This is a genomic window from Leifsonia sp. Y878, from assembly GCF_057669685.1.
Genome location: NZ_JBYHFS010000003.1, coordinates 196291 through 208387, shown reverse-complemented (window position 1 = coordinate 208387; position 12097 = coordinate 196291). Strand labels below are relative to the sequence as shown.

The 12097-nt window shown below is 64.8% G+C and carries 9 protein-coding genes; 3 read left to right on the top strand and 6 right to left on the bottom strand.

The genetic code is table 11. The features are described 5' to 3' along the window. Nucleotides 1-7: 7 nt before the first annotated feature. Genes AC25Y4_RS12080 through AC25Y4_RS12070 form a run of 3 tightly spaced genes read left to right on the top strand, consistent with a single transcriptional unit; the run spans nucleotide 8 to nucleotide 2458 of the window. Nucleotides 8-838: an ABC transporter permease gene (locus tag AC25Y4_RS12080; RefSeq protein WP_488120663.1), complete on the top strand. Its 831-nt coding sequence runs from the start codon at nucleotides 8-10 to the stop codon at nucleotides 836-838. After that, entirely contained in the window at nucleotides 835-1608 is a 774-nt protein-coding gene (locus AC25Y4_RS12075) for an ABC transporter permease (RefSeq protein ID WP_488120662.1), read from the top strand. Before AC25Y4_RS12080 ends, AC25Y4_RS12075 begins: the two co-directional genes overlap by 4 nt. Before the next feature lie 52 nt (nucleotides 1609-1660). Beyond that, the gene (locus AC25Y4_RS12070) at nucleotides 1661-2458 is read left to right on the top strand and encodes an ABC transporter ATP-binding protein (RefSeq protein WP_488120900.1); all 798 of its coding nucleotides are present in this window, start codon (nucleotides 1661-1663) and stop codon (nucleotides 2456-2458) included. 78 nt (nucleotides 2459-2536) lie between these two features. On the opposite strand, the gene AC25Y4_RS12065 is transcribed toward AC25Y4_RS12070, so the two are convergent. The 6 genes from AC25Y4_RS12065 to purN all read right to left on the bottom strand — a co-directional run bounded on the left by AC25Y4_RS12065 (nucleotide 2537) and on the right by purN (nucleotide 12066). Continuing rightward, a complete protein-coding gene (locus AC25Y4_RS12065) occupies nucleotides 2537-4342 on the bottom strand; it encodes a subtype B tannase (RefSeq protein ID WP_488120661.1) in 1806 nt (601 codons plus the stop codon). Between the two features lie 278 nt (nucleotides 4343-4620). Next, nucleotides 4621-6426, bottom strand: a complete 1806-nt coding sequence (locus tag AC25Y4_RS12060) for an ABC transporter ATP-binding protein (RefSeq protein ID WP_488120660.1) — start codon at nucleotides 6424-6426, stop codon at nucleotides 4621-4623. Further along, the gene (locus AC25Y4_RS12055; RefSeq protein WP_488120659.1) at nucleotides 6423-8279 is read right to left on the bottom strand and encodes an ABC transporter ATP-binding protein; all 1857 of its coding nucleotides are present in this window, start codon (nucleotides 8277-8279) and stop codon (nucleotides 6423-6425) included. The genes AC25Y4_RS12060 and AC25Y4_RS12055 overlap by 4 nt, the downstream gene beginning before the upstream one ends. Before the next feature lie 350 nt (nucleotides 8280-8629). Next, nucleotides 8630-9655, bottom strand: coding sequence for an isopenicillin N synthase family dioxygenase (locus tag AC25Y4_RS12050; protein WP_488120658.1), 1026 nt, complete (start codon nucleotides 9653-9655; stop codon nucleotides 8630-8632). A 135-nt stretch (nucleotides 9656-9790) separates the two neighbouring features. Further along, nucleotides 9791-11476 (bottom strand): bifunctional phosphoribosylaminoimidazolecarboxamide formyltransferase/IMP cyclohydrolase, encoded by a 1686-nt coding sequence (gene purH, locus AC25Y4_RS12045; protein ID WP_488120657.1) that lies wholly within the window; start codon nucleotides 11474-11476, stop codon nucleotides 9791-9793. Then, nucleotides 11473-12066, bottom strand: coding sequence for a phosphoribosylglycinamide formyltransferase (purN, locus tag AC25Y4_RS12040; RefSeq protein ID WP_488120656.1), 594 nt, complete (start codon nucleotides 12064-12066; stop codon nucleotides 11473-11475). Before purN ends, purH begins: the two co-directional genes overlap by 4 nt. Nucleotides 12067-12097: the final 31 nt, after the last annotated feature.

Below are 12097 nucleotides of genomic sequence, written 5' to 3'. Positions count from 1 at the left end.
TCCCAGTATGAGTAGTAGCAGTGACCAGAGTCAGAGGCGCAAGCCACGTGGCTCCGCCGGCATCACCCGGGCATCCAGCCTGGCCCTCGGTGCCGGCGGAATCATCCTGTTCCTGCTTATCTGGGAAGCCGCCCCGCGGCTCGGCCTGGTCAACGAACGGTTCCTGCCGCCGGCCAGCGAGGTACTGGCCCAGCTCGGCCAGTACCTCGTCGAACCGGAGTTCTGGGGCGACGTCGCCGACACCATGACCAGCTGGGCACTCGGCCTGGCCATTGCCAGCATCGCGGCGGTCGTGATCGGCCTCATCATCGGCTCCAGCCAATTCCTGCGGCGCGCCACCCACACCACGATCGAGTTCCTCCGGCCCATCCCGTCGGTCGCCCTCATCCCCCTGGCCGTGCTCCTGTTCGGCCAACGGATCGAATCAACCCTCCTGCTCGTCGTCTACGCGGCGTTCTGGCAGGTGTTGCTCCAGGTGCTGTACGGCATAGCGGATGTCGACAAAGTTGCTGACGACACCGCCAGGAGTTACGGGCTCGGCCGACTGGCACGCATCCGCTACGTTGTCTGGCCGACGACCCTCCCCTACCTGATGACAGGCCTTCGCCTGGCCGCCGCCGTGGCCCTGATCCTCGCCATCACGGCCGAACTGATCATCGGCACGCCAGGTCTCGGCAAGCAGATCGCTGACACCCAGGCCGGGGGCGCCGTCACCTCGATGTACGCCCTGGTGCTCGCGACCGGGATGATCGGGGTTCTGATCAACCTTGTCGCCCGCGCTGTCGAACGACGCGTCCTGGCCTGGCATCAATCCGTTCGAGGAGAGGTGATCGTATGAGCATGCTCAAGCGGATCGCGTATTTCATCGGCCTCCCCGTCATCCTCATCGCGCTCTGGGCAATTCTCACCGCCGGATCCACCAACTTCTATGTGCCGAAGCCGGGCCAGCTCGTTGAGACGTTTTGGGTCACCTGGTCGGGCGAGCGGTTCTGGGAGGACGTGCTCCCGAGTCTGGGCCGCCTGGCCATCGGCTTGATCTGCGCCATCGTCTTCGGCGTTGCACTCGGCGTGCTGATCGGGTCGAGCCAGTTCTTACGGAAGCTCCTGGAGCCGCTGCTCGAGTTCTTTCGCGCCATCCCTCCGCCCGTGCTTGTACCGCTGCTGCTGCTCATCATCGGCGTCAATGACCAGATGAAGATCGCCGTCATCATCTCCGGCTCGATCTGGCCGGTGCTGCTCAATACGGTCGAAGGGGTGCGGAGCGTCGATGCCACCCTCTCAGACAACTGCCGCAGTTACGGCATCACCGGCTTTGCGCGGGTGCGCTACCTTGTGCTGCCCGGCGCGAGCCCGCAGATCATGACCGGGGTGCGCCAGTGCCTGTCGATCGGCCTCATCCTCATGGTGATTTCAGAGATGTTCGCCTCGTCGTCTGGCCTCGGGTACACAATCGTGGCATTCCAGCGCAACTTCGCCATCCCAGAGATGTGGAGCGGCATCGTGGTGCTCGGCCTGATCGGCCTGGCGCTTGCCCTCATCTTCCAGTTCGTCGAGCGCCGGGTATTGCAGTGGTACCACGGCCTGAAAGAGGCCCAAAATGACAGTTAGCGAGTTCCCCATGCCCGTGTCTCCACCCACAGCGGCCAGCACCGCTGTTCCGATGCTCTCGGTGCGCGGCGTGCAGAAGATCTACAAGTCCCCCTCCGGCGACGTCGAGGCGGTGCGGAACCTCACCTTCGATCTGGCGGCCGGCGAACTGGTCTGCCTCGTCGGGCCGTCTGGTTCTGGCAAGACCACGCTGCTCAAGTGCATCGCCGGCCTGATGAGCCCAACGACGGGGTCCGTCGAGCTGAACGGCACGACGGTGGCAGGGCCGCCCAAGGCGATGGCCGTGGTGTTCCAGGAGTATGGGCGAAGTCTCTTCCCGTGGATGACAGTTCGGGCCAACGTCGAGCTGCCGCTCAAGAACCAGAAGGTTCCGAAGGCGGAGCGCACCCGCGTTGTCGACGAAGCCCTCGCCGCTGTCGGGCTCGACCACGTGCCGAAGAGCTTCCCCTGGCAGCTGTCTGGCGGCATGCAGCAGCGCGTGGCCATCGCTCGCGCTGTCGCGTACAAGCCGCAAGTGCTCCTGATGGACGAGCCGTTCGCCGCCGTAGACGCGCAGACGCGTGCCGACCTTGAGGACCTCATCCGCACGATCTGGAAGCAGCTCGGCGTGACCATCCTGTTCGTCACGCACGACATCGACGAATCGGTGTATCTCGGCGAGCGCGTGATCGTGCTGTCGAACTCGCCAACGGTGGTGCAGGAGGACCTCCGCATCGACCTGCCGGACGAGCGCGACCAGCTCACCACGCGCTCACTGCCGCGCTTCACAGAGCTGCGCTCACACGTGTATGCCCAGATTCAGCGGGCGAAGAGCGGCCAGGGCGCCCCTGACCAGCCAGCACCTCACTAGCCAGCACCTCGCTATCCAGCGGAGTGACGAGGCGGCGCGACATCAGCAGATGCGCGCCGCCTCGCTAACGACTAACTGCTACGGTTTGGTGCCTTGGCCGTGCCCGTTCGAGCCGCCCTTCGACGGATGGTGGGCCCCACCGCCGTTGTTGCCACCGCCGTTGTGGCCGCCACCGTTGCCGTGGCCGGAGTCCTCGTCGTCCGCTGCAGCGACCGCGTCAGCGATCCATTTCATCGCTTCCGGCACGTCGTAGTTTCCGGAGTGCGGCTGGTTCCACGCCAGGTGGAAGTTGACGTCCTCGACATCCGAATCGTCTGCCAGCGCACGGTCGAGGTTGATCGATACCGTGAATGCGGTGTCGCGGTCGCGCGTGCCGTGCCGGACGTACCAGTACGGCGCGGTGTCTGCCTTCGTGCCGATGTAGTGCATCGGATCGATGAGGTCCACCTGTTCATCCACGATGGTGCCGCGCTTCTGCACGAACTGCGCCCAGGTGAGCCCGGTGTCATCCAGCCCTGACCCGTCGCCGGCCACACTGTTGTGGTCCCAGCTGTACTCGGTGAAGTTCGAGTACAGCTGCGTCGCAGTGCCGAAGAGCGTCGACTCACCCATGGTCAGCGCGTTCACGCCACTCTGGTCGAATGCGGGCGCCGGCTTCAGCGTGGCCTGCGTTGCAACGAATGCGAGGTACCGCGTCATGTCGACGGAGACGACGGTATTCGCGTCGTTGTCGACGTCAATCCAGTCGTTCGTGTACGTCCCGGTCTTGGGCGGCGAGCCCGGCGACCCGGGGCTGGTGTAGACGATCTCTTCTCCGAGGTCGGGGATCGTGTTTGCCGGGTCTGCATTCAGGTAGATCTCTGCGGCCCTGATGACCTCGTCCTGGATGGTGGCGATCATGGTGTCAGCGGTCAGCGGCTCACCGTCGGGGTTCGTGAGCCCGAGGCTCTCCTGGTAGGCCGCGAACTTCGCCGCCAGCTCTGCCGTGGTGGCCGGGTTCGGGTCAGATCCCACCGTTGCGCGGGTGGCGAGCACGGAGTACAACCATTCGTAGGCGATGTCGGCGTTGCCGAGGTCGGTGATTGGGCAGTACGCGTTGATCGCGAACACGTCGTCGCGAATGGCGTTCTTGCCCTTGGTCGATGTTCCTGCGGCGCCGATCTCAGCGAGGTATGGGTCGTAATCGCGGCTGTTGCCAGAGGCGCCAAGCGCCACAGAGAGCGCTCCGCCGCCGCTCGTGCCGTTGACCACGATGCGTTCAGCACTGCCGGGCATGACCGTGTCGTTCAGTCGCAGGTAGCGCACTGCAGCCTTTGCATCGACAACGGCCGCCGGGGATTTGCCGGGAAACGTTCCATCGGCCGCCACGACCCCACGGGAGCGCGATGCGACATCAACGAATACGTAGCCGGCCTTCAGCGCAGCACCAACGTTGCTGGTGGCGCTGTCGTAGCTGGCGCCGTCCTTCACGGATGCCCGGATGTAACTCGCGAACCATCCGCTGTTATTGACTGCGAAATAGATCGCGCTGTCGGTGTCGTCGAACGCGCTCTCTGGGACGAAGATGTTCATGCTCTGGTAGCCGCACTCCGGGTTGGCGATCGTCGCCTGGCCCTGTGTGCTGCTCATCAGAATCGGCTTCGCGACGTAGCAGACCTCCTGGTACCAGCGAACGCTGGTCGGGGCACCATCGATGATGACCGAGATGGTCGAATAGGCGCTGCTGTCGAAGGCCAGCGCGGCATCCCCCTGACCCGGCTTCACGGGGTTTCGCCCCGTGGAGACGTCCGCGTGGGCAGCCGGGATCGTGCCGAGCGTCAACACGAGCGATGCGCCGATCGCGGTCCAGAGACGCCACGCTGAGCGTGCCGTTCGCCAAACCAATGGGTGGGGAGTTCGATACTCGCGCGAGTCATTCAGCGCTTGATTGCCTGGCAGCACACTGTTCCTCTCCGTTGGGGAACTCGCCTCACATGTTGTGAAGTGAGCGTCGCCTCGAACCTAACTCGACGTCGACAATGTGACAACCACTTTGGTTGACAATCCTGCTGACGAGATTCGAGCGGCAGGGAACCCGCGTGCGCCCTTCACCGCGCCCGTAACCGATGACCGCGCCCGCTGTAGCGGGCGCGGTCAGCGATAGCGAGCGCGATGATCACCGACTAGACCAGCGACTCCCGCCAGGCGGCGTGCAACTTGGCGAAGCGTCCGGTGCCGGAGATCAGGGCATCCGGTGTGCCGTCCTCGACGATCACACCGTGCTCCATGACCAGTACGCGGTCGGCGATCGCCACCGTCGACAACCGGTGCGCAATGATCACGGCGGTGCGGTCGGCCAGCAGCGTGGTCAGCCCCTCCTGCACGAGGCGCTCGCTCGGAATGTCGAGTGATGACGTCGCCTCGTCAAGGATCAGCACAGCTGGGTTGGCCAGGAACGCCCGCGCAAACGAGATCAGCTGGCGCTGTCCGGCAGACACGCGCCCGCCGCGCTTGTTCACGTCGGTGTTGTACCCGTTCGGCAGCCCCTCGATGAACTCGTGCGCCCCGACGGCGCGCGCCGCCGCGACGATCTCGTCGAAGGTGGCATCCGGTTTGCCGATCGCGATGTTGTCAGACACCGAGCCGCTGAAGAGGTATGACTCCTGGGTGACCATGACGATCGCCCTGCGCAGGTCCTTCGGGTGGAGGTCGCGCAGGTCGATGCCATCGAGCGTCACCTGGCCGTCTGACGGGTCGTAGAACCGAGAGATCAGCTTGGCGAGGGTTGTCTTCCCAGCCCCTGTCGACCCGACAAGGGCAATGGTCTGCCCAGCCGGAATCTCGAGGTCGAAGTGCGGCAGGATGACGCGATCGGCCCTGTAGGCGAACTGCACGTTGTCGAAGCCAATGGTTCCCTGGGCTACGAGGTGGTCGACGGGCTTCAACGGGTCCGGCACGCTCTGGCGCTCTTCGAGCACCCCAGAGATCTTCTCAAGCGCCGCGGCCGCCGACTGGTAGGAGTTGTAGAACATCGCCATCTCCTCCATGGGGTCGAAGAAGCGCCGGGTGTACAGCAGGGCCGCAAGCAGCGCACCGATCGCGAGCTGGCCATCCGCTACCCGGATTCCTCCGACGAGCAGCACACCGGCCACCGTCACGTTGCCGATCAGCACGAGTCCCGGGTCGAAGACACCGAACAACTGGATGACCTTGGCGTTGACATCGCGGTAGTCCTCGACGAACTCGCCGAACTCCTTCTCGTTGCGCTTCTCCTTGCGGAATGCCTTCACCGCACGGATGCCGGTCATCGTCTCGACGAACTGGACGATCAGGCGAGCGGATGCCACCCGCGACTGCCGGAACAGTGTCTGCGAGCGCGACTGGAACCAGCGCGTCAGGAAGAACAGTGGCACCAGCGATACGAACAGCACCAGGCCGCTCACCCAGTCGAGCGAGAACAGCGCGATGGCGACGAACACCATGTACAGCACGCCCTGCACGAGCTGGTTGATGCCGGAGTCCAGCAGCTCCTTGATCGAGTCGAGGTCACTGGTCTGGCGCGAGATGATGCGCCCTGAGGTGTACGACTCGTGGAACTCCAGGCTCAACTTCTGCGTGTGCAGGAAGACGCGCTTGCGCAGGTCGATCAGCACGGCCTGGCTGATACGGGCAGACAGCACGGTGTACCAGGCGATCAGCACAGCCCCGATCACGCCGGTGCCGAGGTAGATGATGCCGGTCGCCATGAGCGGCACCCAGTCCTGCTTCATCAAAGCAGGCAGGCCCTGGTCAATTCCGAAGGCGATCAGGGCTGGCCCTGCAACCTGCGCTGCCGTCGACACGACGACGACAACCATCGCCAGCAGCACCTTCCAGCGCACCGGGTACAGCAGCGAACGCAACAGCACCAGCGATCGGGAACGAATCTGCGCGCTTTCCTCCTTGGTGAAGTCGTTGCGCTCTTCACCCTCTACTCCGGTCACACTCACAGTGATGCCCCCTCTCGGCGTGCTTCGCGTCGTTGTTCGTCTTCCAGGCTGGAAATGACGAACCGGTAGTGGTCGTTCGCGGCCAACAGTTCGGCGTGGGTGCCAACTGCTGTGACCCGGCCGTCCTGCAACAGCGCCACCCGGTCGGCCATCATCACCGTGGATGGGCGGTGGGCGACGATCAACGCGGTGGTGGCCGCCAGTACACGACGGAGGCCGGCCTCGACCTTTGCTTCGGTGTTCACGTCGAGTGCGGACAACGGGTCGTCCAGCACAAGCACGGCCGGCTTGGCCGCCACGGCACGCGCCAGGGCGAGCCGCTGACGCTGACCACCGGACAGGCTCATGCCTTCTTCACCGACCTTGGTGTCTGCGCCCTCTGGCAGGTCGTAGACGAACGAGGCCTGGGCGATCTCGAGCGCCTCGTCCAGTGCGGCATCCGCTTCTGGACTGCGTTCGGCGAACTCGGGCCTGCCGAGCAGCACGTTGTCCCTGACGGATGTCGAGAACAGCGTTGCGTCTTCGAACGCCATGGCGAGGTGGCTGCGCAGCTCCTCCCTGCTGAAGTCGCGCACGTCGATGCCATCGAGCTTCACCGCGCCGCCCGTGACGTCGTAGAGGCGGGTGGTCAGCGCTGTCAGCGTCGACTTCCCAGATCCAGTGAGGCCGACAAGCGCCATCGTCTCGCCAGGCTCGAGCACCAGGTCGATGCCGTCGAGCAGGTCAGAGAACCGTTCTGGAGAGTCGTGGTACCTGAAGTGCACATTCTCGAACGACAGGCGGCCCTTCGGGTCGGCCAGTGTCCGGGGCGCCTCGGGGTCGGTGATCTCGTTCGGGGTGTCGAGGATGTCGAAGAACCTGTCGGTCGCGGTGCGCGCGTCGAACGTCATCGACAGCAGGAAGCCGATCGACTCAACGGGGAAGCGCAGCACGGTTGCCGTCGCGAAGAACGCGACGAGCTCGCCCACGCTGAGCTGGCCCTGGCTGGCCAGCCAGACGCCGGCCATCAGGCAGAGTGCGAATGCAACATCCGGCACCAGCAGCAGCCACAACCAGATCCCGGCGATCGCCTGGGCCTTCTCGATCTCGGTGCCGCGCAGGCTTTCGGCTTGGGTCTCAAAGTTCTTCAGCGCGAACTTGCCGCGCCCAAACGCCTTGAGCACCCGGATGCCGTGCACCGACTCCTCGACGGCTGTCGCGAGGTCGCCTGACTGGTCCTGGCTGCGCCTGGCGATCTCCGAGTACTTGTTCTCGAAGATGTACCCGTAGATCCAGACCGGAATCGAGCAGACCAGGAAGATCAGACCGAGGATCCAGTTCATCGAGATCAGGATGACAAATCCGACCAGAATCGTGAGGAAGTTGACCACGAGCAACACCAGGCCGAATGAGATCCAGCGCCTGATGAGGTTGAGGTCGCTGACCGCACGCGAGAGCAGCTGGCCGCTCGGCCAGCGGTCGTGGAAGGTCACGGGCAGATCCTGCAGACGCGCGTAGAGACCGTTGCGCATGCGCGCCTCGATGTGCGTGCCCGGCGTGAGCACGAACCAGCGTCGGAGGGCGATCATGATGGCTTCGAGCACGCCGAGCGCCAGCACGATGCCGACGGCAGGCCAGATCTCGCTCACGTCGCCGTCGGACAGCGGACCGTCAACGAGGCCGGCGAGCACCTGCGGGATCGCCAGGGCGACCAGTCCGGCAAGTAGCGCTGCGAGCATGCCGAGGTAGATCCGGGGCAGTGCGGGCTTGGCAAAGGGATACAGGCGCACGAGCGTCTGGAAGGTGTTCTTGCGCGCAGGTACTGGTGTGCCTGCGGGTTGTGGCGGATGGGAGTGTTCTGCGGTCGCAGTCATGGTGGGAATCCTGAATGTAAGAAAAAGCACGTGAACGCCGCGTCAGAGAGCAAGCCAGTGGCCGCGAGCGGCAGCGATCAGGAAGCGCAAGCTTCCTATAAGTGGGCAGCGAATGCTGCAAGGGATCCGAGACGGATGGGCCTTAATCGATGGACGGTGTACCAGGGCGACGCCGATAGGCGAGCACGGCAGAGAATGTGCCAGTGTTCGCAATCTCCACGATCGTGAGCTGTGCAGTCTTTGTCATGTCGTCCCCCAGTGCGTTTCGATTCATCGTCATGCCTTGTTCAGGCAGCCTTCCAGAATAGGGGCACGGAGCGGATGACCGCAAGCACTTTTTCGCGGGCGCGCTACTTCACCAGGTCGCGCTGCTTCACCAGGTCGCTGTGGTGAACCTCGGCCACATTCGGGTGTGCGCGCAGACGGTAGCGCAGCGCGTTGTCGCCATACGTCTCCAGGATCGGGCTGTTCGTCGGGTCGACGGACAGACCACGCGTCTGTGCCTCCAGCTCTGGCGAGAGCTCGAGGCGGGGCATGGTCGCATCAAGCGCCGGGTTGAAGAAGAACGGGATGGAGATTCTGTCGTCGCCGAGCAGCGGGGAGATCACCCGGTGCAGTGTCGCCTTGAGGTAGCCGTGAGTAGCCAGCTCGAGCATCTCTCCGATGTTCACCACGAACGCCCCGGGAACCGAGGGCGCCTCGATCCACTCGCCGTCGTGCTCAACCTGCAGGCCGCCCTTGCCTGGCTCGACGAGCAGCAGTGTCAGCACTCCGCCGTCGCGGTGGGCACCGACGCCCTGCTTCGGCTCCGGGTTGGACTCCCCCGGATAGCGCACGATCTTGGTCAACGAGAACGGATGCGTTGCGAAGCCCGCATCGAACACGTCCTCAGGGGCGCCGAGAGAGACCGCCCATGCCCGCAGGAGGCGGAGTGCGAGCGTGTTCAGCTCGTCATTCCAGCGCACGGCGACCTCGCGTAGTTCGGGGAGGGCATCCGGCCAGAGGTTCGGGCCTTCGAGCCGCCAGTAGTCGTCCACTCCTGACCCAGGCTCGACGGTCTCGCGCTCGACGCCGATGTCGATCTGTTCGCGCCAGTCGATGTCGCCGTGAGTGAGCTCCCCGCCCACACGCGTGTAACCGCGGAACTGCGGGCTGTTCACGTTTTCGATCGCCAGCTTCGCTTCGGCCGGAAGCTCGAAGAAACGCCGCGACACCGCGAGGAGTTCGTCGATCAGTTCTTGATCGACGCCATGGCCGACCAGATAGAAGAATCCGACCTCATGGGTGACGCGACGAAGTTCTGCGCGAAATGCGTCGGCCTCAGCGGGGCCGGCGTCGAGGCGGGAGAGATCGAGAATGGGGAGGGAGGCCAGCATGCTGCCATTCTGGCAGCGCGAGAATGACTCGAGAGGCATGTTACGACGCATCCGCGACATCGTTTCGGATTCGACACAAAACGGGTGAACCGGGCCCCGAAAAGCCCGTGTTCACCCGCTCGTTTTGTTGCGGTCCTAGTGGAAGAAGTGACGCTCTCCCGTGAAGTACATGGCGACGCCGGCTGCGGTGGCCGCGGCGATGACCTCTTCATCGCGCACAGACCCACCGGGCTGTACGACAGCCTTCACACCGGCGTCGAGCAGCACCTGCAGGCCGTCGGCGAACGGGAAGAACGCGTCTGAGGCTGCAACGGATCCCGCTGCACGCTCGCCGGCGCGGCTCACCGCGAGGTGGCAGGAGTCGACCCGGTTGACCTGGCCCATGCCAACACCCACGGATGCCCCGTCGTGCGCCAGCAGGATGGCGTTCGACTTCACAGAGCGGCACGCCTTCCAGGCGAACTCGAGGTCGGCGCGGGTGGCCGCGTCCACCTCCTCGCCGGAGACGAGGGTCCAGTCGGCGGAGGAGAACTCCTCGAACGTGTCGGCTTCCTGCACGAGCAGGCCACCGGAGATCTGACGCAGCTCGAGCGATGAACGACGGAACCCGTCTGGCAGCTCAAGCAGGCGGATGTTCTTCTTGGCGCTCAGCAGCTCGAAGGCTTCCTGCTCGAAGCCAGGAGCGACCAGCACCTCGGTGAAGATGGTGCTGACGGTCTCTGCCATCGCGAGGGTCACGGTGCGGTTGGCCGCGATGACGCCGCCGTATGCCGACACAGGGTCGCAGGCGTGCGCCCTGCGGTGCGCATCCGCGATGGCGTCAGCAGCACCCTCGCTCGACACGGCGATGCCGCACGGGTTGGCGTGCTTGATGATCGCAACGGCCGGCTGGTCGAAGTCGTATGCGGCGCGCACGGCGGCATCCGCGTCAACGTAGTTGTTGTACGACATTTCCTTGCCGTGCAGCACGTCGGCCTGCGCGATGCCGGCGCCGCCCTCGCCGAGGTAGAGCGCCGCAGCCTGGTGCGAGTTCTCGCCGTAGCGCAGCACAGAGCCGCGTTCAGCTTCGATCACGAGGGTGTCTGGGAAAGCGGATTCAGAGTCGAGGTTGTCAGCGGTGGTGCCGAGCAACGCGTCGAACTGTTCCAGGATGTCGTCGGCGAGCGACTCGTTGTCGTCCTGCCACTGGTCGTAGACGTTCTCGGTGAACCAGGCTGAGACGCTGAGGTCGTAGCTGGCGGTGTGTTCGAAGGCCAGCGAGGCGAACTTCTGGCGGAGCTTCAGGGTGGTGCCGCCGGCAGTGACGGCAGCGATCAGCTCGCCGTAATTGGCCGGGTCGACCACGATTGCGACGTTGGCGTGGTTCTTGGCCGAGGCGCGAACGAGGGCTGGACCGCCGATGTCGATCTGTTCGATGACGTCGGCGGGGGCAGCACCAGACTCAACGGTCTCCACGAACGGGTACAGGTTCACGACGACGAGCTCGAAGGGCGCGATCGACAGGTCTGCCAGCTGGTTCTCGTGCGCTTCGAGGCGCAGGTCGGCCAGGATGCCGGCGTGTACAGACGGGTGCAGCGTCTTGACGCGTCCGTCGAGGGACTCGGGGAAACCGGTGACGGCTGACACATCCGTCACCTCGAAGCCGGCAGCGCGGATGGTGGCCGCCGTCGATCCGGTCGAGACGATCTCGACGCCGGACCCTGCCAGCGCGGTGGCGAGCTCAACGAGGCCGGTCTTGTCGCTCACGGAGATCAGGGCGCGCGTCACGGGCACGAGATCGCGCTCACGGTAAAGGCTCTGCGGGGTGGTGTGGCCGCTCATGCGTGTGAAAGCTCCTTGAGGTTGACGTGTCCGGTGGCGATGTCGAGTACGGCCTGAACCAACAGGCGGCGTTCGACGGGTTTGATGCGGTCGTGGAGGGAGCTTTCGGTGTCTCCGGGCAAGACGGGCACCCGCTCCTGGGAGATGATCGGTCCTGCGTCAACGCCGGAATCGACGACGATGAGGCTGGCTCCGGTTTCGGTGACGCCGGCGGCGATGGCGTCGCGCACGCCGTGGGCGCCGGGGAATTCAGGCAGGTAGGCAGGGTGCGTGTTGATCAGGTTCGGCGACAGCGCGTCAACGACGGCGGCGGGCAGCAGCCGCATGAGGCCGCTCAGGATGACGACGTCAGGTGTCCATGTCTGGATCTGTGCCAGCAGCTCCTCGCCCCAGGCTTCGCGGCCGGGGTAGGCGGAGTACGGCACGGCGAAGGTCGGGATACCGAACTCCTCGCCGAGCGCGAGGCCGTCAGCGTTGCGGTCGGCGCCAATGGCGACGATCCTGGCGGGGAAATCAGCGTCCCTTGACGCCTCGAGCAGGGCGCGGAGGTTGGAACCGCCGCCGGAGATGAGCACGACCAGTGAGAGCACGTGACTGAGTTTATCCCGCGGTTTATCCCGC

Coding starts and splice junctions, on each gene's coding strand:
- AC25Y4_RS12080 (WP_488120663.1), top strand. CDS start 8: ATGAGTAGTAGCAGTGACCAGAGTCAGAGGCGCAAGCCACGTGGCTCC.
- AC25Y4_RS12075 (WP_488120662.1), top strand. CDS start 835: ATGAGCATGCTCAAGCGGATCGCGTATTTCATCGGCCTCCCCGTCATC.
- AC25Y4_RS12055 (WP_488120659.1), bottom strand. CDS start 8,279: ATGACTGCGACCGCAGAACACTCCCATCCGCCACAACCCGCAGGCACA.
- AC25Y4_RS12050 (WP_488120658.1), bottom strand. CDS start 9,655: ATGCTGGCCTCCCTCCCCATTCTCGATCTCTCCCGCCTCGACGCCGGC.
- AC25Y4_RS12070 (WP_488120900.1), top strand. CDS start 1,661: ATGCTCTCGGTGCGCGGCGTGCAGAAGATCTACAAGTCCCCCTCCGGC.
- purH (WP_488120657.1), bottom strand. CDS start 11,476: ATGAGCGGCCACACCACCCCGCAGAGCCTTTACCGTGAGCGCGATCTC.